The organism is Streptomyces sp. SDT5-1, from assembly GCF_052245995.1.
GTDB lineage: Bacteria > Actinomycetota > Actinomycetes > Streptomycetales > Streptomycetaceae > Streptomyces.
In genome coordinates this window covers 4,219,147-4,241,035 of sequence record NZ_CM125963.1, presented here as the reverse complement: position 1 = coordinate 4,241,035, position 21,889 = coordinate 4,219,147, and the positions used below count along the sequence as shown (strand labels likewise).

At 70.7% G+C, this 21,889-nt stretch carries 14 protein-coding genes; 6 read left to right on the top strand and 8 right to left on the bottom strand.

The genetic code is table 11. The features are described 5' to 3' along the window. Nucleotides 1-6 precede the first annotated feature (6 nt). Nucleotides 7-3,660, top strand: coding sequence for a cobaltochelatase subunit CobN (gene cobN, locus ACTWJ8_RS19525; protein WP_443264703.1), 3,654 nt, complete (start codon nt 7-9; stop codon nt 3,658-3,660). 18 nt (nt 3,661-3,678) lie between these two features. On the opposite strand, the gene ACTWJ8_RS19520 is transcribed toward cobN, so the two are convergent. Both ACTWJ8_RS19520 and ACTWJ8_RS19515 read right to left on the bottom strand, forming a co-directional pair. Further along, nucleotides 3,679-6,171: a polysaccharide lyase family 8 super-sandwich domain-containing protein gene (locus ACTWJ8_RS19520; RefSeq protein WP_443264702.1), complete on the bottom strand. Its 2,493-nt coding sequence runs from the start codon at nt 6,169-6,171 to the stop codon at nt 3,679-3,681. A gap of 90 nt (nt 6,172-6,261) precedes the next feature. Further along, nucleotides 6,262-6,921, bottom strand: a complete 660-nt coding sequence (locus tag ACTWJ8_RS19515; RefSeq protein ID WP_356386912.1) for a Uma2 family endonuclease — start codon at nt 6,919-6,921, stop codon at nt 6,262-6,264. A gap of 233 nt (nt 6,922-7,154) precedes the next feature. Between ACTWJ8_RS19515 and ACTWJ8_RS19510 the strand changes: the two genes are divergently transcribed. Both ACTWJ8_RS19510 and ACTWJ8_RS19505 read left to right on the top strand, forming a co-directional pair. After that, nucleotides 7,155-7,298 (top strand): hypothetical protein, encoded by a 144-nt coding sequence (locus ACTWJ8_RS19510; RefSeq protein WP_356386915.1) that lies wholly within the window; start codon nt 7,155-7,157, stop codon nt 7,296-7,298. A gap of 93 nt (nt 7,299-7,391) precedes the next feature. Continuing rightward, entirely contained in the window at nt 7,392-9,140 is a 1,749-nt protein-coding gene (locus ACTWJ8_RS19505) for an ABC transporter ATP-binding protein (RefSeq protein ID WP_443264700.1), read from the top strand. A 102-nt stretch (nt 9,141-9,242) separates the two neighbouring features. Here the strand turns inward: ACTWJ8_RS19505 and ACTWJ8_RS19500 are convergent, their stop codons facing one another. Next, nucleotides 9,243-9,509, bottom strand: coding sequence for a hypothetical protein (locus tag ACTWJ8_RS19500; RefSeq protein WP_356386921.1), 267 nt, complete (start codon nt 9,507-9,509; stop codon nt 9,243-9,245). A gap of 163 nt (nt 9,510-9,672) precedes the next feature. Between ACTWJ8_RS19500 and ACTWJ8_RS19495 the strand changes: the two genes are divergently transcribed. Continuing rightward, nucleotides 9,673-9,933 carry a winged helix-turn-helix domain-containing protein gene (locus tag ACTWJ8_RS19495; RefSeq protein ID WP_356386924.1) on the top strand — a complete coding sequence of 87 codons (261 nt, stop codon included), beginning with the start codon at nt 9,673-9,675 and terminating at the stop codon, nt 9,931-9,933. Nucleotides 9,934-10,087: 154 nt separating this feature from the next. Here ACTWJ8_RS19495 and ACTWJ8_RS19490 read toward each other — a convergent pair whose 3' ends face one another. Genes ACTWJ8_RS19490 through ACTWJ8_RS19480 form a run of 3 tightly spaced genes read right to left on the bottom strand, consistent with a single transcriptional unit; the run spans nt 10,088 to nt 13,792 of the window. Beyond that, nucleotides 10,088-11,179: an acyltransferase family protein gene (locus ACTWJ8_RS19490; RefSeq protein WP_443264698.1), complete on the bottom strand. Its 1,092-nt coding sequence runs from the start codon at nt 11,177-11,179 to the stop codon at nt 10,088-10,090. Then, on the bottom strand, nt 11,176-13,461 hold the full coding sequence (locus ACTWJ8_RS19485) for a bifunctional polysaccharide deacetylase/glycosyltransferase family 2 protein (protein WP_443264697.1): 2,286 nt from the start codon (nt 13,459-13,461) through the stop codon (nt 11,176-11,178). Before ACTWJ8_RS19485 ends, ACTWJ8_RS19490 begins: the two co-directional genes overlap by 4 nt. A gap of 19 nt (nt 13,462-13,480) precedes the next feature. After that, complete coding sequence (locus ACTWJ8_RS19480; RefSeq protein ID WP_356386933.1) at nt 13,481-13,792, bottom strand: hypothetical protein; 312 nt, start codon at nt 13,790-13,792, stop codon at nt 13,481-13,483. A 188-nt stretch (nt 13,793-13,980) separates the two neighbouring features. Here ACTWJ8_RS19480 and ACTWJ8_RS19475 point away from each other — a divergent pair, with 188 nt between their 5' ends. Both ACTWJ8_RS19475 and ACTWJ8_RS19470 read left to right on the top strand, forming a co-directional pair. Then, nucleotides 13,981-14,964 (top strand): chitinase, encoded by a 984-nt coding sequence (locus ACTWJ8_RS19475; protein ID WP_443264695.1) that lies wholly within the window; start codon nt 13,981-13,983, stop codon nt 14,962-14,964. A 119-nt stretch (nt 14,965-15,083) separates the two neighbouring features. Further along, on the top strand, nt 15,084-20,177 hold the full coding sequence (locus ACTWJ8_RS19470) for a DUF5979 domain-containing protein (RefSeq protein WP_443264693.1): 5,094 nt from the start codon (nt 15,084-15,086) through the stop codon (nt 20,175-20,177). A 70-nt stretch (nt 20,178-20,247) separates the two neighbouring features. Here ACTWJ8_RS19470 and ACTWJ8_RS19465 read toward each other — a convergent pair whose 3' ends face one another. Beyond that, nucleotides 20,248-21,015, bottom strand: a complete 768-nt coding sequence (locus ACTWJ8_RS19465) for an ANTAR domain-containing protein (protein ID WP_443264691.1) — start codon at nt 21,013-21,015, stop codon at nt 20,248-20,250. Then, nucleotides 21,012-21,743, bottom strand: coding sequence for an ANTAR domain-containing protein (locus tag ACTWJ8_RS19460; protein WP_443264690.1), 732 nt, complete (start codon nt 21,741-21,743; stop codon nt 21,012-21,014). Before ACTWJ8_RS19460 ends, ACTWJ8_RS19465 begins: the two co-directional genes overlap by 4 nt. Nucleotides 21,744-21,889: the final 146 nt, after the last annotated feature.

Here is a 21,889-nt window from a genome sequence, read left to right as displayed (position 1 = left end):
CGACGCATGCCTCAGCAGCTCCTGCTCCTGTCGACGTCGGACACCGACCTGCTCAGCGCCCGCGCGGCCAACGCCGCGGACGCCCCGGTCGCGTACCGCTTCGCGAACCCCTCCCGCATCGACGTGGAGACGGACCTGCCGGACCTCCTCGACGGCGCGGACCTGGTCGTCGTACGTCTCCTCGGCGGTGTCCGCGCCTGGCAGGACGGCATCGACCGGCTGCTCGCCGCGGGCGTCCCGCTGGTCGTCCTCACCGGTGAACAGGCGCCCGACGCCCAGCTGATGGCGACGTCCACGGTCCCGGTCGGCATCGCCGCCGAGGCCCACAAGTACCTGGCGCACGGCGGCCCCGCGAACCTGGACCACCTGGCCCGCTTCCTCTCCGACACCGTGCTGCTCACCGGCCACGGCTTCGAGCCCCCGGCCGCCGCCCCCACCTGGGGCCCGCTCGACCGCGAGCCCGCCACCGGCGAGGGCCCCACGGTCGCCGTGCTCTACTACCGCGCCCACCACATGAGCGGCAACACGGCGTTCGTGCACGCCCTCTGCGACGAGATCGAGCGCGCGGGCGCCCGCCCGCTCCCGCTCTACGTGGCGTCCCTGCGCGCCCCCGAGCCCGAGCTCGTCGACGCGCTGCGCCCCGCCGACGCGATCGTCACCACGGTCCTCGCGGCCGGCGGCACCCGTCCCGCCGAGGCGAGCGCGGGCGGCGACGACGAGTCCTGGGACGCGGGCGCGCTCACCCAGCTCGACGTGCCGATCCTCCAGGCGCTGTGCCTGACCTCGTCCCGCGCGGACTGGGAGGAGAACGACGAGGGCGTGTCGCCGCTCGACGCCGCGAGCCAGATCGCGGTGCCGGAGTTCGACGGCCGCCTGATCACCGTCCCGTTCTCCTTCAAGGAGCTCGACGAGGACGGGCTGCCCGCGTACGTCGCCGACCCCGAGCGCGCCGCCCGCGTCGCCGGGATCGCCGTCCGCCACGCCCGTCTGCGGCACATCCCCGCGCGGGACAAGAAGCTCGCGCTCGTCCTGTCCGCGTACCCGACGAAGCACTCGCGGATCGGCAACGCGGTGGGCCTCGACACCCCCGCATCCGCGGTCGCGCTGCTGCGTCGACTCCTCGACGAGGGATACGACTTCGGGGACCGGGCCGAGATCCCCGGCCTCGCCTCCGGCGACGGCGACGAGCTGATCCGCGCGCTCATCGACGCGGGCGGCCACGACCAGGAGTGGCTGACCGAGGAGCAGCTCGCGAAGAACCCGGTCCGCATTCCGGCCGCCGACTACAAGCGCTGGTACGCGACGCTGCCGCAGGAGCTGCGGGAGAGCGTCGAGCAGCACTGGGGGCCGCCGCCCGGCGAGATGTTCGTCGACCGGTCCCGCAACCCGGAGGGCGACATCGTCCTCGCGGCGCTGCGGCGCGGGAACCTGCTGATCCTCATCCAGCCGCCGCGCGGCTTCGGCGAGAACCCGATCGCGATCTACCACGACCCCGATCTGCCGCCGTCCCACCACTACTTGGCGGCGTACCGGTGGATCGCGGCATCCGCCTCCGACGGCGGTTTCGGCGCGGACGCGATGATCCACCTCGGCAAGCACGGCAACCTGGAGTGGCTGCCGGGCAAGAACGCGGGCCTGTCCGCGGCGTGCGCCCCCGACGCGGCACTCGGCGATCTGCCCCTGATCTACCCCTTCCTGGTCAACGACCCGGGCGAGGGCACGCAGGCCAAGCGGCGCGTGCACGCCACGCTCATCGACCACCTGGTGCCGCCGATGGCCCGTGCGGACTCGTACGGCGACATCGCCCGCCTGGAACAACTCCTCGACGAGTACGCCCAGATCAGCTCGATGGACCCGGCGAAGCTGCCGGCGATCCGCGCCCAGATCTGGACGCTCATCCAGGCCGCGAAGCTCGACCACGACCTGGGCATGACGGACCGCCCGGACGACGAGGGGTTCGACGACTTCCTGCTGCACGTCGACGGGTGGCTGTGCGAGGTCAAGGACGCGCAGATCCGGGACGGTCTGCACGTCCTCGGCGCGGCCCCCTCCGGGGAGGCGCGGGTCAACCTGGTCCTGGCCATCCTGCGGGCCCGCCAGATCTGGGGCGGGTCCCAGGCGCTTCCGGGTCTGCGGGAGGCGCTGGGCCTCGACGAGTCGTCGGCGACCCGTACGACGGCCGACGAGGCGGAGGCCGTGGCCCGCGCTCTCGTCGAGGCGATGGAGGCGGCGGACTGGGACCCGGCGGCGGTGCCGGACGTACTCGCCGCGTCCGTCCCCACGGTGCCGCGCGCCGATGACGAGGGCCCCGACCCCGTTGCCGCAATCCTCGACTTCGCCGCGCGCGAGGTCATCCCGCGGCTGAGCGCGACCACCGACGAGCTGGACAACGCCGTCCGCGCCCTCAGCGGCAACTTCGTGCCCGCGGGGCCGTCCGGGTCGCCGCTGCGCGGACTCGTGAACGTCCTACCGACCGGCCGGAACTTCTACTCCGTCGATCCGAAGGCCGTCCCGAGCCGCCTCGCGTGGGAGACCGGTCAGGCCCTCGCCGACAGCCTCCTCACCCGGTACAAGGACGACAACGGCGACTACCCCACCTCCGTGGGCCTGTCCCTGTGGGGCACGAGCGCCATGCGCACCGCGGGCGACGACGTCGCGGAGGCCTTCGCCCTCCTCGGCATCCGGCCCGTCTGGGACGACGCCTCGCGCCGCGTCACCGGCCTGGAGCCGATCCCGTACGAGGAGCTGAACCGGCCCCGCGTCGACGTCACCCTTCGCATCTCCGGTTTCTTCCGCGACGCGTTCCCGCACACCATCGGCCTCCTCGACGACGCGGTGCGCCTCGCCGCGTCGCTCGACGAGCCGGCGGAGATCAACCACGTACGGGCGCACACCCAGGCCGACCTCGCCGAGCACGGCGACGAGCGCCGGGCCACGACCCGTATCTTCGGCTCCCGCCCCGGTACCTACGGCGCCGGACTGCTCCAGCTCATCGACTCCAAGGACTGGCGCACGGACGCCGACCTCGCCGAGGTCTACACGGTGTGGGGCGGGTACGCGTACGGCCGCGGCCTGGAGGGCAGGGCCGCCCGCGCCGAGATGGAGACCGCGTACAAGCGGATCGCCGTCGCCGCGAAGAACACCGACACCCGCGAGCACGACATCGCGGACTCGGACGACTACTTCCAGTACCACGGCGGCATGGTCGCGACCGTGCGCGCCCTGCGGGGCTCGGCCCCGGAGGCGTACATCGGTGACTCGACCCGCCCGGAGACGGTGAAGACCCGCACGCTCGTCGAGGAGACGTCCCGCGTCTTCCGGGCCCGTGTCGTGAACCCCAAGTGGATCGAGGCGATGCGCCGCCACGGCTACAAGGGCGCCTTCGAACTCGCCGCGACGGTGGACTACTTGTTCGGCTACGACGCCACGACCGGCGTCATCGCCGACTGGATGTACGACAAGCTCACGGAGACGTACGTCCTCGACGAGACGAACCGGCAGTTCCTCTCCGAGAACAACCCGTGGGCCCTGCACGGCATCGCCGAGCGGCTGCTCGAGGCCGAGTCGCGCGGCATGTGGGAGAAGCCGGACCCGCAGACGCTGGAGGCCCTCCGCCAGGTGTACCTGGAGACGGAGGGCGACCTGGAGTCCGACGAGTAGTCCTCCCCGCGAAAAGGGCTACTTCAGCGTCACGCCGAAGCTCCGGCCGTACGCGTGGTGCGTGTCGACGTCGAGCCGGGTGCCGCCCGGCACGGCGGTGACGCGCACCGCGTCGTCGCCGTCGGCCTTGCGGAGAGCGCGTCCGTGCACCACCACCGTCACGGTGTCGCGTTCGGTCGTCGGGTCCGACACCGCGACGGTGACCCCGCCGTCCCGCCGCCGGACGAGGACGGACGCGGGCCCGTCGACGTCGAGTCCGGCCACCCGGTGCGCGCCGTCGGTGAAGGTGTTCGCGGCGGTGAGGCCGAGCCCTTCGTGGCGGACGGCCTGCGTCCGCGAGGTGTTCGTGAGCACGCGCACGCCGTCGTACGCGCGCACCGCCGCCTCCGATGCGTTCGGCAGCAGCGCGTACGCGAAGGAGACCGGCTTCGAGCCGGCCGCCTGCTCGACCGTCAGTGAGAACACCTGCTTCGTGACCGCCGTGTCGGGGTTGGTGACGCGCACGACGCGGCGGCTGCGGGTGACCGTTTCGAGGCGCGGCTTCGCGGTCGGGCCCGCAAGCCGTACGTAGCCGACCGCCGCGTCCCGCGTCCCGTCCGCCCAGCGCACCCAGCCGTCGCCCTCGGCCACGGTCACCGCGTCACCCGCGGGCGCCACGCGCGCGTCGAGGGTCGTGGTCACGGCCCGCCCGCCGCCGGGGGCGTCCCCGACGCCGGCCGCGAGCACCACGATCTCGTCGTCGAGCAGGAACCACGACTTCGTCGCCCGCGCGCTCCGGTACGCCACGAAGTCGTCGGGCAGCAGCCCCGCCCGCTTGTCCCGCCACGGCACGTCGTCGGACGCGACCCAGCCGACGGCCCCGTACGTGCCGTCGAGCACGGCGCCGCCCGAGTACGCCTGGGTGGCCGTCGGGAAGTACACGTACGTGTTTTGCGACTCGGACGACGCCGTGAAGTTCAGCGGGTGGCCCGGGTTGTCGTAGAAGAGCTTGCCTCCGTACAACTCCGGTACCGTGCCGCGGTGTTCGACGGGCGCCGTGACGCCCGCGAGGCCGTAAGGGGAGACGGTGGTGAAGTAGTCGACGCCGAAGGACTGCGTCTGGTCCTGCCCGCTCAGGTACAGGTAGTGCGCGCCGTCGCCCTGGAACCAGGGCATCAGGTTCTCGCCGCTCATGTACTCGTACTTGCTGATGCGCCGCGAACTGCGGGAGAGGGTGAAGGCGTAGCCGGGGCGGCGGTGCACCGTGCGGTCCATGGCGTTGAAGGCGACCGAGCGGGCGGGCGGGTTGAGGTCGGCGGGGCGCACGGAGTCGTCGGCGAGGATGTCGGCGTACCGGACGATGCTCAGCGGGGAGACGAACGTCGTCGGGTCGAGGCTCGCCCTCGACGTAGAGCGCACGTGCTTCACGTACGCCTTGAGTTCGCTCGCTGCGTCGCCGTCGGACAGGGAGGCGAGGTCGACGACGGCCTCGACGACGGTCGCGGAGTCGGCGTACCCGCTGCCCGTGCGGGACACGGCCCGCCCCTTCACGGCCTCCATCATCCAGCCCTCGAAGATCAGCGGAGCGAACCCGTCTCGCACCCACCGCCGCACGGTCGGGATCAGCTGGTCGCCGTACGCGAACCCGGTCCCGTCGAGCAGCTTCAACGTCTGGATGACGCGCGTGAGCAGGCCCTTTCCGTACGAGCCCGTGTATGCGACGGAGGAGTGCTGGATGAACGATCCGTCGGCGTAGTGGCCGTCCGTCACCCCGTGCTGGAGGTGGTACGGGTCGACGGTCGCGAAGACGGTGAGCTGGTCGGTGAGGGCCTTGCGGATGCGGGCCTCGTCGCCGGTGAGGGCGCCTTGGAGGATGCGGTTGGTGGTGATGTCGGCGAGGTTGGCGCCGGTGTGGAACCGGGAGTCGAGGTCGACGTCGCCGTCCTTTCCGTTGCGCAGGTACGCGTCCATGGAGGCGATGTACGCGGCCGTCAGCTCGGCGGGCGCGGCGTCGCCGAGCAGCACGAGCGTCCGGCTGACGTACTGGGAGATGCCGATCTCCCAGGTGAACCAGTTGCCGTAGTAGCCGGTGGACTGGTCGCCGTAGTACCGCTCGTGGAGCCACGTCAGGGCGTCGACGACACGGGTGCGGACGGCCGAACTCCCGTACAGCTCACCGGAGACGCCGGGCGTGGCGGTCGCGAGCGCGATCTCGTAGACGCGCTGATACGTGGTGCTGAGGTTCGGATCGCTGCTGCCGAGCGGCACGCCCTTGAACAGCTCACCGTCACCGGAGGCCGCGTCCATGGCGGCGAGGTTCGCCCGGGCGGCCTTCTCGATCGCGGCGACCTTGCCGGCGGTCTCCGCGCGGGCGTTGGAGGCGGCGTTCCCGGCGAACATCTCGGTCGCGTTGGCGAGCAACTTCGCCGCTCCTTCCGCGAGTTGGGCCGCGCTCGCCCACTGGGTGGGCACGGCGGCGAGCACCCCGCTCGCGGCGAGGACACTCAGCAGGCGTCTACGGGTGATCTCCATCGGTCGTCCGTCCCTCCGTCGTTCGCCCAACGATCGGCACGCGCGGGCGGAGTCAAGCAGAGCGGAAGATCCTGGGGAAGGGGTGGCGGCTCAGAACGCCAGGTCCTCCCAGCCGATGCTGAGAGCGAAGGGCTCGGGGAACTCGATCCCGACGCCGGCGGGCTCCCACTCGCCGACGGGGACGTACACAGTGGGGCGAAGTGGTTCGACGGCAAGCCCGGCCCGGTCGACGGTGGCCAGCTCGTATGCCCGCACCGCGGTGACGTCCCAGGTCCTGCCGGAGTCGAGTTCAACCTCCCAGTACCAGGGGATACCCGCCTCCGCGTACCGCTCCTTCTTCCACTCCCTGCGCTTGTGGGTGTCCGATCCGGAGAGCACCTCGCCGACCAGGACGGTGTCGTCGGTGAAGATGTCGGCCCCGCGGGGCAGGCAGCGGTAGATCAGGAAGTCGGGGGTGAGGAAGCTGGACTTGTCGGGCTGGAAGAAGACGTTGGTCTCCACCTCGACCTCCCAGCAGAGTCTTCCGTTGTCGCCGGTCTCCCGCATGGCGCTGCGGGCGTGGGCTTCGAGCGCGTTGCACAGGCGCCTGGCGGCCCGCTGGTGTTCTCTCGGGCCGCGCCGGTTCCACACGACCCTGCTCTGCCACAGCTCGATACCCTCGGCGATGTCGTCCGGAAGCTCCTGGAGTTCCTCCCATGTCAGAGTCTCGGGCAGGTCGGCTTCCGATGCCTCGTATGCGCTCGTTGGCATGCCGCCTCCACGGTTCGCGTTCCGCCGTCTTCACAGTAGACGCCCAGGTGCCTGTCGCGCCCTGATGTTGCCCTCGCGCTTATGAAAAACCGACTCAGCTGCAATTAATCGACCTCTAAACGGAATTGGTTCGCTCGGCCTTTTTCGTCCCGTAGTGTTTTCCATGTCGCCGACGAACAACATCGGCGGAACAGAAAACCAGTGAATTGACCCAGAAATTCTAGGAGAACGCCATGAGCTTCCACAAGATTGCCCCCGTCGCCAAGCGCAACCCGAAGGCCGCCACCCCGGCCACCCCGGCCAAGCGTCGTGCGCAGCCGAAGAAGGCCGCGTCGAAGACGCACGCGAAGCGTCGTCCGGTCGGTGGCAAGCGCTGACGCGATCCCCTCACCGAGAGGCGGGGCCGTCCCTTCCGGCGGCCCCGCCTCGGCCTTTTCCCCTGTTCCCCCGCACCGGAGTCGACCCTGCCCATGCGTGGTACCCGTGACATCGCGGACGCCTTCCGGCGGTTCTGGCCGCTCACCCGGGGCGACCGCGGCCGGCTCTTCGTCATCGTCGGCTGCGTGATCGTGGCGGCGCTCGCCGAGACCGCCTCCATCCTGCTGTTCTCCGAGATCACCGACCACGCCCTCGACGCGGGGTCGCTCTCCGCGTTCTGGGCTTCCGCGCTCGCCTGGCTCGGCGCGGCACTCGTGGGCGCGGCCGTCGGATACGCCGGAAATTCACTCGCCGTATGGACGGCCGAGAGATTCGTCATGCGGCTGCGTGCCAAGGCGTTTGCGCACCTTCAGGAATTGCCGCCGCATTTCTTTCGAAAACACCGTCGCGGCGATCTCGTGTCCCGGCTCACGGGTGACGTCGAGGCCATCGAGCAGATGGTCGTCTCCGGCGTCGTCGGCACCGTCTCCGCCGTCTTCTCCGTCCTCTTCTACGGCGCCGCCGCGCTCTGGCTGCGCTGGGACCTCGCCCTCGCCACCTTCGTCCTCGCCCCGCTCTTCCTGCTCGCCGCGCGCCGCTTCGCCGGCCGCATCGGGCGCGCGGCCCGCGAGGAACGCGCCGCCGAGGGCGCCATCACCTCCGTCGTCGAGGAGTCCCTCGGCAACATCGAGCTCACCCAGGCGTACAACCGGCACCGCGCCGAGCAGCGCCGCCTCGACACCGAGGCCCGCGCGTGGATGCGCGCGTCCGTGCGCGGGGCGCGGGCCACCGAGATGTACGAGCAGGTGGTCCAGGTCGTCGAGACGGTGTGCGTCCTCGCGGTGATCGGCCTCGGCGCGTGGGAGATCTCCCAGCAGCGCCTCACGCTCGGCCAGTTGCTGGCGTTCGCGGCGTTCATCGGCTACCTGTACCCGCCGGTGCGTGACCTCGGTCAGCTCGGCCTGACGCTCACCGCCGCCACCGCCGGTGCCCGGCGTTTGGCGGAGATCCTGGACGCTCGACCGTCAGTGTCGGACCCCGTCTCCACGCCACGGGGCTCCGCCCCGGACCCCGCGCCTCAAACGCCGGCGGGGCTTGATGTTCGGGCCCGCGTCGCTCTCCACAACGTCACACACCACTACCCCGGCGCCGCCCGCCCCGCCCTGAGCGACGTGAGCCTCACCGCCGAACCCGGCGAACTCGTCCTCGTCACCGGTCCCAGTGGCGCCGGCAAGTCCACGCTCACGCAGCTCCTGGTCCGGTTCTACGACCCGACCTCCGGCACCGTCCGACTCGACGGCGTCCCCCTGTCCGAGCTGCCGCTCGCGGACGTCCGCGAGCGCATCACCCTCCTCCCGCAGCGCACCCACGTCCTCCACGGCACCATCCGCGAGAACATCGCGGCGGGCCGCCCGGACGCGAGCGACGCGGACGTCGAACGGGCCGCCCGCGACGCCGACGCGCACGCGTTCATCGCCGCGCTGCCCGACGGCTACGCCACGCGGATCGCCCCCGGCACGGCGGCGCTCTCCGGCGGCCAGCTCCAGCGCATCGCCATCGCCCGCGCCATGCTGCGCCCGTCGCCGGTCCTCGTCCTCGACGAGCCGACCACGGGCCTCGACGCGGAGTCGGCCCACCGGGTGGTTGCACCCCTCCGCCGCCTGATGCGGGACCGTACGACCATCCTGATCACGCACGACCTGACGCTGGCCCCGTACGCGGACCGGGTGCTGTTCCTGGAGGACGGTCGACTTCGTGCGGCCGAGTCCACTCGGCGCACGGCGGGCATGCGTACACGTTGAACCCGGGGCCGGTGCCCTGGTGCACCTCGGCGACCAGCACGGGTTCGTCCGTGATCACCTCGCACCACACGCACATGCGGATGGGTCGGTGAGCGTGTTCGTTCATGCGGCTGCTCCTCGTACGTGCTGGTCGAGATCGATCCCGTAATCGGCGGCGAGAACGAGGGCGAGGCGCCTGCGCTTCAGTACGTACGGCCGCACGAGTGCGCTCGCCGCGCCGTCGAGCGGGGTGTAAGCCTCGGCGGCGTACGGGGAGATGGGCCGCGGTTCCGCTGCCGCGGGGAACGGGTCACCGGCGCGATGGCGGCCGGTGCCGGGAAGTAGAAGAAGCAGCAGCCACGTGAGGGCGTGGCGGATAAGGTCGGTCATCGTCAGCGCTCCGGTCGGGCGTTGGCCGTGCCCCCGGACGTTGCCGCGTCGCGGGGGCTTTTCCGTGAGGTTAACCACGGTCGGTAATGGTGAACCTCGGTCGACCGTTACCGACCGGAATCGATAATGCGCGAACGCTGTCGGGCTCGATATGTTCACGGGTATGGCAGAAAAGATCGACCCGCTGGCCGCCGAGTACCACTACGAGCAGCTGGCCGACATCCTTGAACGCCGCATCCGGAGCGGCGAGTTCGAGCCGGGCAGGCGGCTCCCCGGCGTCATGGCGCTCTCCGAGGAGTACGCCGCGGGGACGCAGACCGTGCGCCGCGCGATGGCCATACTGCGGGACCGCGGCCTCACGGTCACCGTGCCCGCCCGCGGCACCTTCGTCGTCCGCGAACTCCCGGACGCCCACGCCGACTGACCCTCACGCCTCGGCGAGCGCCACCTGCGCGGGCGCAACCCCGGGAGGCCTACGCCCCCGGAGGGGGCGGGTGGGTGGGAGATGAGCGGAGTCCGGGGCGGAGCCCCGAGGCGTGGGAGCGGGGAGCCGGCCACCCACCGGCCCCCCGAAACCCTCACGGCAGCACGCGCGGCGAGCGCTTCGCCGCGATGTCCTCCACCCAGCCCCACATCGGCACCGCCACCGCGATGAGCAGCCACCCCACCCCGTACAGGAACCACTGGCTCTCCAGCGGCAGCCACCGTTCGAACGCCGGAACGTTCCAGAACGTGTCGACCAGCGGCACCGCCAGGATCAGCGCGATCTCGTGCCAGAGGTAGATCGTGACCGCCCGCGCGTTGAACACGGTCACGACCCGGTCGAGCCGCCGGTACCGGGCCAGCCCGGCGAAGTCGACGCGCGCCCACACCTTCACGGAGAAGAGCAGCGTGACGAACCCGGCCGACCAGAACGCCTGGGCCACCGGCACGTCGTCCAGGTCGTATGTCCCGTACACCCCCTGGTGCGCGAACGCGTACCAGCACCCGAAGGCGAGCGCCCCCACCGAGAGCACCACGACCGGCGCCGCCCGCCACCGCTCCAACAGCCCGTCCCGGTGGGCGAATCCGAGCAGCCAGCAGAAGGCGAAGACGCAGAAGTCGGTGAGGGGCCCGTCGTCGCCCACCACCAGGACCGGCGCAAGGGAGAGCAGCAGCACCGGCACCGGCGTCCACCGGAACACCCGCAGCAGCACCGGCGAGAGCAGCACGAACCACAGGTAGCAGCGCAGGTACCAGAGGATCTCCCACGCCTGCTCGCCCCACGCGCTGCCCGGCGGGTCACCGAGCGGCACGACCCAGTAGACGATCCGCCAGTCCGGCATCCAGCCGTGGATCAGCATCGCCAGGACGACGAACACGCCCCACACCCAGAACGGCACGAGCAGCCGCCGCATCCGGCCGCGGATCACCGAGAAAGCCGGGCGTTGCAGCGAGCGGGCCATCAAGGATCCCGCGAGCGCGAACATCACGCCCATCGACGGGAACACGAGCCCCGCCCACGCCCACCCGAAGCAGTGGTACGTGACGACACGCACCAGGGCGACGGCCCGCAGCGCGTCGAAGTACCGGTCCCGCCCGGAGGGCGCGGGCGCGGGCGGGGACGCGGGGGCGGGGCCCGGCTCGACGACCCCGACCGGCGCGGAGCCGCGCCGCCTGCGACCGCTCACGCCCCCGCCCCCGTCCCGGCCGTCGGCGTCCCGACCTCACCCGTGCGCTTCAGCTTCTGCCAGCGCAGCCGGCCGCCCGTGAGCGCGGTGACGCAGGAGTGGATGAGGACGAGGTACATCATCTGCCGGTACGCGAGCTGTTGCAGCGGGAGCATCAGCAGGTAGCGGTACTTCTCCTTGTCGAGCCGGAACGCGTAGGCCGCGCAGGCGAGTTGGACGCCGAGCACCGCAAGCCATGCCAGCAGCGACGCCTTGAAGTCCACGAAGATCATCGAGTAGACGGTGAACACGTCGATGAGCGGCGCGAAGACCGGCGTGACGATCTGGAAGAGGACGACGAGCGGCATGCCGACCCGCCCGAACCGGCCCGAAGGCCCCTTGTCCGTCAGGGACTTCCGGTGCTTCCACAGCGCCTGCATCGTCCCGTACGACCAGCGGTAGCGCTGCGACCAGAGCTGCTTGAACGAGCCGGGCGCCTCCGTCCACGCCCGCGCGTGCTCCTCGTAGACGACCCGCCAGCCCGCACGGTGCATGGCGATCGTGATGTCGGTGTCCTCGGCGAGCGTGTCCTCGCTCATGCCGCCCGCCGCGAGCACCGCGTCGCGGCGGAACGCGCCGATGGCGCCGGGGATCGTCGGCATGCAGCGCAGCGTGTCGTACATGCGGCGGTCCAGGTTGAACCCCATCACGTACTCGATGTGCTGCCACGCCCCGATGAGCGTCCTGCGGTTGCCGACCTTGGCGTTGCCGGAGACCGCGCCGACCTCGGGGTCCGCGAACGGCTGCACGAGCCGGGCCACCGTGTCCGGCTCGAACACCGTGTCGCCGTCCATCATCACGACGATGTCGTGACGGGCGTGCCGCACACCGTTGTTGAGCGCCGCCGACTTGCCCGCGTTCTCCTGCCGCACGACCCGTACGTTCGGGTGGCCGAGCGATTCGACGATGTCCGCCGTGCCGTCGGAGGAGCCGTCGTCGACGACGATGACCTCGATCGGATGCGAGCCTGCCATCAGCGAGTTCACCGTGTTCGCGATGCACTCCTTCTCGTTGTACGCGGGCACGATCACGCTCACCGGGCGGGTGACCGGCGGCCCCCACGAGAAGTCCGCTCTGTTGCGCTGCCGGTGGTGGCGCCGCGCCACGACGAGCATCAGCAGGAACCTGGCCATGACGGCGACGCCGACGACGGCGAGGAACACGGAGAGCACCGGCATCGTCCACTCGGCGACCGCGGTGGCCGCGACGAGGGACTTGCCGACGTACAGCGTGGATCCGGTCGCCCGGTGCATGGAGGACTGCTCGACGGCGGTGGAGGTGGGGTCGAGGTTCCGTTCAGGGCCACCGGGCACGCCGCCCGCGGCCTGCTGCCGCGCCTCGCGGTTCATGGCCTGGGCGCCGCTCACCGTCGTGAACGTGTACCCCTTGGCCTTCATCTTCTTGATGTACTTCGGCAGCGCCTTCAGCGTCTGGTCGCGGTCGCCGCCCGCGTCGTGGAAGAGCACGGACGCGCCCTTGCCGTTCTTCGGCGTGGCCGTCCTGATGATGCTGTCGACGCCCGGCTGCTTCCAGTCGTCGCTGTCGGTGTCGATGAACACGCTGGTGTAGCCGAGCTTCGCCACCTTCTTGTAGACGCCGAGGCTGTAGTTGTCGATGGCGTCGGTCTCGGAGGAGTACGGGGCCCGGAACAGCGTCGTCGTGACGCCCGCCGCCCCGGCGATCGCCAGCTGCGTCTGCTTCAGCTCCCGCTTGAGGCGCGCGTACGACTGGTACGAGAGGTCCACGTGCGAGAAGGAGTGGATGCCGACCTCGTTGCCCTCGTCGACCGTCTGTTTCACCAGGTCGGGGTAGCGCGCGGCCATCGAACCGACGAGGAAGAACGTGCCGGGCACGTCGTTCTCGTCGAGGATGTCGAGGACCTTCGACGTGTACGTGGCGTTCGGGCCGTCGTCGAAGGTGAGCACGATGGTCTTGTCGGGGACCGACTCGGCGTCGGCCTTCCCGTCGCGGGACGTCCAGATGGGGCCCGAGTCGAGGACGGACTGCGACACCTTGTCGTAGGCGGCGCCGTCGCGGACCCGCTTGTCGTTGAACACCTCGCCGCGCACGTAACCGTCGAGGAGCAGCGCGCAGGTCAGGGCGAGCAGCAGCATCAACGCGAGGAGCGTGCGCGGGCGTTGCAGGGTCGCGGCGCGGCGGCCCATGCGGGCGATGCGGCCGGGGGTGGCGTGGCGTCCGCCGCGCGGGGTGGCCGGAGGCTTGGTGGGCTGGGGAGTGGACATGATCCGGTTCCGCTCCCGCTCAGTTGGCGCCGACGGGGGCGGACGGCTGCCCGGCCGGTGGCCCGGCGGGGGCCCGGCCCCCGTTGCCCGCGTCACCGAAGGGCAGCAGGTCCGACGAGGTCAGCGGGATGCCGACGCCCATGAACGCGAGCACCAGCAGCACCACGTACCCGGCGCAGCCCACGCACACGGCGATCCCGAGGCGGCGCAGCAGTCGTGCCCTGCGGCCCGACGAGTCGACGAAGACGGGGCCTTCGGGGGCGCCGCGTCGGGGTTTGCGGCGTCGGCCGCGGCCTGCGGAAGGGGATTCGAGAAGGGCATCGGAGCGCATTCCGCGGAGCGTAGAAAGGCTTCTGTGGCCGTCGCTGAGCGTTTCTTGTCAGTGCTCCGTGAAATACGGCGAAGGCTGTCAGCCGCCTGGGCAGCCGGGGGAGTATGGGTGGTTCTGCCCCGTCTTGCCTGTGCGATTCCTGGGCGGACGAGGCCGGGCGGCACAGGGTGGGGTGCGAGGTTCCCCGTATGCCGATTCCGCTGAAGTCCGCCGCAGGACTCCTGGGCCTGGCCGCGCTCGTGTGCGCGGGCTGCGCCCCCACGACGTCCGCCACCGACGACGCCGACGACGCCGACCGCGTCGGCTACGCCCCGTACGTCAGCGCGTCGACGGCCCACGCCACCGACGCGGCCGGCTCCCCGGACGCGTACAACCTCGCCTTCGTCGTCGCCAACGGCAGCAGCTGCACGGCCAGTTGGGGCGGACACACGAAGATCGGCGACAGCGGGGTCGCCGCCCGCCTGAAGAAGCTCGCCGACTCCGGCGGCACGCTCCGCGTCTCCTTCGGCGGCGCGTCCGGCGACGAACTCGCCACGACGTGCGACAGCGCCACCGACCTCGCCGATGCCTACGCCACGGCCCTGGACGCCGCGGGCGGGGCCACCCACGCCGACTTCGACATCGAGGGCGACGCGCTCAAGGACTCCGCCGCCACCAGCCGGCGCGCCGAGGCCATCGCCCTGCTCCAGAAGAAACGCGACCTGGACGTCACGTTCACGCTGCCCGTGATGCCGTCCGGCCTCGACGACGACTCCCTGGACCTCCTCGAAGCCGCCAACGACGCGTCCGCCGATGTCTCCACCGTCAACATCATGACCATGAACTACGGCGAGTCCTACCAGGGCGACATGAGCGACTACGCCCGCACCGCGGCCCGCGCCACCCACACCCAGCTGAAGAAGGTCTTCGGCCTCTCCGACGCCAAGGCCTGGCAGGGCATGGCCCTCACTCCGATGCTCGGCGCGAACGACATCGACGGCGAGACCTTCACGCTCGCGGACGCGGCGCAACTGCGGTCGTTCGCCGAGGAGAAGGGCATCGCCTGGCTCTCGACCTGGGCCACCTTCCGCGACGTGGCCTGCACCGAGGGCACGGAGGCGGACGACGCGGCGACAAATTGCAGCGGGGTGCGGCAGAGCGCCGGGGCGTACGGGAAGGCGCTCTCGGGCTGAGCGGCCCCGTCCCCGTGGCCCGCCCCGGTGCCGCCGTGCGGGCGAAATGTCTGATAGGCCGTCAATCATTCGGTGTGCCAGAACGGGCGGAATACGGGCAAAGCCCTACCTTCGCCCTCATGTCCACGGTTGGAAGACTCTCGCGCACCCGCCTGTGGGTCGTGATGGCGGCGGTGCTCAGCCTGCTGTTCGGCTCACAGGCCCTCGCGGCGCCCCTCGCCGTCGCCGACGACCCCAAGAGTGAGGTCGGCATCACCAAGACCAACGACACCGGGGGTGAGCCGCAGCAGCCGGGTGACGAGTTCGTCTACACCCTCAGCGCACAGTGCTCCGGGCTCGTCGTCGACTGTGTGAACTTCACGGTCACCGACACCCTGCCCGAGGGGCTCGAGGTCACCAGCCTGCCGCAGTCGACCAGCACACGGGACGTCACGTACGACCCGGACACCCGCAAGCTGACGATCGTCTACAAGCAGGACCTGCAGAACCCGGAGGGCAAGACAGGACTGCTCGCCGGCCAGGCCCTGTCCGTGGAGATCGGGATGCGGGTGCCGACCGACACGGACCTGAAGGACGGCGCCACCGTCACCAACACGGTGACCGTCGACGCCGACAACGCGGACGCCAAGACCGCGGACTCCGACATCACCGTCTCCATCCCGCGCGTGGTGAAGCCGGTGGCCACCAAGACCTGGGAGGACGGCTCGGCGGTCGCGCTGACCGGCGAGGAATCCACGATCAAGCTGAACGTGCGCAACAACTCCTCGTCGTCGGCCGACGTCACCGAGCTGTCGGTGTCCGACGACACCAAGGAGACGTTCGAGTACTTCGACTTCACGAAGGCCACCGTGACCGCCTTCCCCAAGGGCGCCGACCAGGCACACATCGTGGTCACCACGGCCGACGGGCGACAGCACACGGGCGGCACCATCACCGAGCCCGGTGAACTCCCGCTGCCCAGAGGCGTGGACCCGGCAGACGTCGTCGGCGTCGAGGTCGTCTTCACCAACAGCGCGGGCGAACCGCTGCCGTACGACGAGAACGGCGGCAGCGTCGACATCGGCATGAAGCTGCGCGACACCAAGCGCTCCGACGGCTCGCCGCTGCGCCCCTCCGACAAGATCACGGTCGACAACTGTGCGACCCCGTCCGTGGAGGAGAAGACGCAGGGCTCCGTCGACGGGACCGCGGCCTGCGACACGTACGAGATCCTCCCGGACCTCCTCGTGCTCGACACGTCGAAGACGTACTACGCCGACACCAACGGCGACTTCTCGCACACCTCCAGCGAGCACGCCGTGTACGGCGACGACTCCCCGGTCAGCACCGGCGTCGACGTCACCAACAAGTCGCCGTTCAAGGTGAAGAGCATCACGATCACCGAGCCCGACCCGGACGCCACCAGCGAGTTCGACAAGCTCGACGTCGACAAGGTGCGGCTGCGCTTCCCCGCGGGCGCCACCGAGGCGAAGCTGACCGTCACCTGCGCCGACGGCTCCACCGTCGAGAAGACGTACACGGAGAACACCACCTACGAGATCCCCGAGGACTGCAAGCAGGCCACCAAGGTCGAGGTGACGTACACCGGCACCGACGCCGAAGGGAACCCGACCATCGACGAGGGCGCCACCGCGGGCCTCGACCTGCACGGCACCCTGACCGACAAGGTCACCGCCGAGGACGTCAGCGACGGGGTCAGGAACTGCGCGGGATCCAAGGGCGACGCGGGCCGCCGCGACGGCAGCGGCACCGCGTCCGGCGGCGCCTGCGCCGACCTCGTCCTGGAGCGGCCCAACGCCTCCGGCAACGGCTCCAAGACCGTCAGCCAGACCGACGTGCCGCCGGGCCAGCCCATCACGATGAAGCTGAAGTTCACGAACAACGGCAACAAGGCGATCGTGAACCCCGTGCTCACCGACCCGCCCGCGGGCCCCGACGGCAAGCCGTCGACCGAGGACAACCCCTTCGAGTACCTGCAGATCGACTCCGTCTCGGTCAGCCCGTCGAGCGCCCCCGTGACCCTCGAACTGTGGGACCCGGACGCCGCCGGCGGCGACGGCGCCTGGGTGCCGTACGACCCGTCCGACGCCGCCCTGCTGAAGCGCGCCACCGGCGTCCGCGGCTCCTACGACGGATCGCTCCAGCCCGAGGACGGCTTCACGATCAACATCGTCGGGGAGCGCCGCGAGGGCGTGGAGAACGACATCACGTTCACCAACTGCTTCTCCGTCACCGCCGACAACTACACGGACACCACCCCCAACTGCTCCACCGCGATGAACACCGGGCCCGCCGCCGACGGCGCCTCCCTCAACAAGTCCATCTCGCCCGGCGAACTGCCCGAGTACGTCGCCGGACTGCCCCGGCAGCACGCCGACATGACCCTCACGGTCCGCAACACCGGCAACATGTCGGCCAAATACCTGAAGATGACCGACCAGGACGAGGACTTCTTCGACGCCGTGGACCTCGTGTCCATCAAGTCGAACAAGATGCCCTCCGGCGCCAACCGCGTGAAGATCGACGCGTACGTGAACGGGAAGTGGGTCGACGGCACCCCCGCCTCGTCGGCCGCCCTGCCGTCCGGCGTGCAGGCGTCCGACGTCACCGGGATCCGCGTCACGTACCTGTCGACGAGCACCGCCAACGACGGCTACACCATCGTCCCGTGCGCCAAGGACAGCTGCTCCGGCAAGCTGGTCCTCGACGTCAGCCCCCGCCCGACCAGCCGCAGCACCGGCGAGAAGATCCCCTCCCACCTGGAGGACACGGTCAGCGGCCAGTTCACGACCAAGCTCGAGGACGAGGACAAGCCGCGGGACATCGACCCCGACAACGCGACGCTCAACCTGGTCAAGGGCGACCCGGTGCTCGACGTCGACAAGACCCCGAACACCGTCCTGGCACCCGGCGAGGACGCCCCCTTCTACCTGAAGGTCACCAACACCGGCACCGCCAACGTCCCGAACCTCGTCGTGAAGGACGACCTCCCCGAGGGCATCCAGTTCGTCGACGACTTCAACGGCGACAACGGACAGCCGTACAAGATCATCGACAAGAAGCAGCCCGACGGCACCGTCGCGATCCCGACCCCGGAGTTCACCCAGACCAACGACGGCGACCGCGTCTCCGGACTCACCTGGGACTTCTCCAAGGACGACGACGGCAAGCCGTGGAACCTCGCGCCCGGCGCCGGCTTCACCATCGAGATCCACGTCCGCCTCGAAGCCGGCATCAGGGCCGACGACACGGTCACCAACACCATGGGCGCCACCTCCTCCGACCCCGACCTGGCCTGCGAGGACACCTCACAGCGCGACGGCACGATGTTCGGCTCCGGCCTGTACTGCGTGGACGACGCGAACCTGACGGCCAAGTCCGGCGCCGCGTTCAGCGCCCGCAAGTGGGTCGCGGGCAACCCCGACCTCGGCTGGTACGACACCCGGAACCAGAAGGTCGTCGGCGTCGGCGACGCCCCCTGCCCGGTCCGCACCGACTCCACCGGACGCCAGTACACGGCCGGACAGTGCATCGCTCTCGTCAACCCCGGTGACCGGTACCACTACTTGATGAGCCTCCAGAACGCCGGCACCGAGTCCGCCACCCACATGCGGATCGTCGACCGCTTCCCCGTCCAGGGCGACAAGGGCGTCATCCTCGACCAGGACCGCAAGACCGCCTGGAACCACCGGCCGACCCTCGCCACCCGCCCCACCCTGGACGGTGCGAGCCCCGGCACGATGAACACCGCGTACGAGAACGACGAGCCGCTGTGCACCGACGACCTCGACATGGGCGGCGCCGGATCGAGCGCCGACCAGTGCGCCGACGACACCTGGGACGACGCGTTCAGCGGGAAGGCCGCGGGCGCCAGGATGGACCTCGCCTTCCCCGACAAGCTCCCGCCGGGCGGCACCGTCGACATCACGTACGCCATGGACACCCCGCTCGACGTCGAGCACAACGGCGACCCGACCATCGCCTGGAACTCCTTCGCCCACAACGAGACCACCGACCGCGGCGGCTCCCCGCGCGTGCTCCAGACCAATGAGCCCACCAAGGTCGGAGTGGCCCTCGCCTACGGCGAGTTGAGGCTCGTCAAGCGGCTCGGCAAGCACCCCGACGCGATGACCGACGAACTCCAGCGGGCCACGTACCCCTTCCACGTCACCTGCACCATCCACCCCCAGGGACGCCTGCCCCGCACGGTCCTCGACAAGGACTACGAGGTGTCCGTGGACAAGCCGACACCCATCACCGGCATCCCCGCCGGCGCCGACTGCAAGGTCTGGGAGACCTCCGCCCGCGGCGGCCAGTCCGACCACACCGAGAGCAACCCGGTCGAGGTCACCATCAAGCCCGGCTTCGGCCGGGAGGTCCCCCAGCCCGCCGCCATCACCAACACCTACGAATACGGCGCGCTCCGCCTCACCAAGGCGCTCGACGGGGACGCCGCGCACTACGCCGACGACGGCCGCACCTACGGCGTCGAGGTGACCTGCGTCCTGCCCGACGCCTCCGGCGCCCCGAGCGACCGCATCCTGCACAAGAAGTACGAGGTCGAGGCGGGGAAGCCGGTCACGGTGAAGCCGCTGCCCGTCAACACCCGCTGCTGGGCCGAGGAGGTGGACACCGGAGGCGCCGCCAAGGCGACCGTCGACCACGGCTCCGCCGACAACCCCGCGGTCATCACGGCCGACGACGCCGAACAGCAGGCGTCGATCAAGGTGACCAACACTTTCCCGGCGGCCGAGCTGACCGTCACCAAGCACGTGGTCAACGGCGGGGCGGGCCCGTACGACTTCAAGCTCGCCTGCACCACCGACCAGGGCGACGTGGCGCTCTCCGACACCGACAGCTCCTTCGAGCTGAAGGACGGCGAACGGCGCACGATCAGCGTCCCGGAGGGCGCCACCTGCACGGTCACCGAGACGGACGTGCCGACCGGTGACACGGTCACGTACGAGGCGTCCGACGACGGCACCGACGGAACGGTGACGGTGGACGGATCGGCCTCCGTCGACGTCACCAACACCTTCCCGGACAGCGGCGGTTCCGACGGCGGCTCCACCGGCGGCACCGGCGGCCACGACGGCGGGCACCTCGCCGACACCGGCTTCCGGGACTGGACGATGCTGGGCGCGCTGCTCACCGTCCTCGCCCTCGCGGCCGGACTCACCGTCCGCGCGATGTCCCGCAGGAGCCGCGGCTGACCGTACGCGGTGACGACGACGGCGGCGGCCCCGGACGAGATCGATCGTCCGGGGCCGCCGCCGTTCCCGCTCACGCCTGGCGGTCAGTGGTGGGGCCGGACCCCGGCGGCGGGATCACCCGCGTGTCGAAGGAGCCGTCGACGACCGACACGGCGAACTCCGAGAGCCGCAGCTGCCGCGAGCGCGCGTACCGGCGCAGCGCGTCGAACGCGTCGTCCACCGACACACCCCAGCGCTCCGCCAGCACGCCCTTCGCCTGCTCGATCACGATGCGGCTCTTGAGCGCCCGCTCCACCTGGCTCTTCTCCAGGTGCACCTGCTCCAGGGAGCGCTGCTGGAGAACGATGATCGTGGCGACGTCGGCCAGCGCCTGCGCGAGCGCGATGTCGTCCCCGCGCAACGGCTCCGCCGACGTCTGGAAGAGGCTCAGCGCGCCCACGACCTGGTCGCGCAGCCGCAGCAGCACCGCGTGCGTCGCCAGATAGCCGCTCGAACGGGCCTGGCGCGTGAACTGCCCCCACTCCGCCGCGGCCCGGGGATCGGTCAGATCGACATTCGTACGCGCCCGAGCCGACCGGTGCGACTCCACCGACGGCCCCTGGTCGTACTGCAACTCGAAGAGCTCGAGCACCTTCGACCGCTCGTCGGACGCCGCGACGACCTGCAACTCGCCCTGCACGTCGGCGAGCATGACACCCGCCGCCGAGACGCCGAGCAGCTCCACGCAGCGCACCGTGAGCCGCTGCAGCATGTCGATGACATCGAAGTCGTCGATGAGGGAGTCCGTCACCTCGACGAACACCTCGGCGACCCGTCGCTCCCGAGCCACGCCGCTCATCCCCTTCCGTCCTCGGGTGAGGTCTCTCCGGGAGCGTCAGGCCCGCTCATGTCTCCTCCAGCGTCGTCGTCACGATCTTCCCCCTCGTGGTGGAACCGGATCCTGCGGGCGACCACATCGGCGGCCACCTCACCGAGCGGCCGCCCGGAGGCGAACGCGTGGGCGCGCAGCCGCAACATGGCCTGGGCGACCGGCACATCGAGCTGAACGCTGATCATTCCCGTCGCCTGATGCACGGCGGCGCGCCGCAGCCCGCCGGGGCCTGCCACCGGATCCCCGCGCAGCGCCGCGGAGGTGAGCGCCGCGGCCAGCGCGGTGGCGTCGATGTACTGCTGGTCCGACAGGGGTTTGCCGTCGCACAAAACGGTGAGTACCCCGACTCGTGCGGCACCAATGCCCAGCGGAAAACAGTTCACGCCCAGCACGCCGAGTTCCCGCGCCGCGGGCAGCAGGACCGGCCAGCGCTCGGGCCGCACCAGCCGCAGATCGGGCTCCAGGACCGGCACGCCGTCGCGCAACGCGTCAGGCCCCGGGCCCTCGCCCAGCGTGAACTGAAGATCCTCGAACCGTCCGGTCAGCTCGGGAAAGCACCACACCGATTCGGGCCCCTGGTCCGCCTTCACCAGTAAGGACACCGCCACGCCCGGCACCCCCAGGACCCGCGCGCAGTCCGCGCCGGGATCCCCGCGCTCGTCGAACACCCGCAGGGAGCGCAGCACATCGGCCATGCCGTCACTGACCACCTGTCCCCGCTCCGTCCAGCCCCTCGCCCACCAACCAACAGCCTTGCGAAGCGTACTGGGACGCCGGACGTCCGCTGCCGCGGCGCCGACTTCTCCTGAAAGTCGGCGGCGCCGCGGCCTTTCTCCCGGAG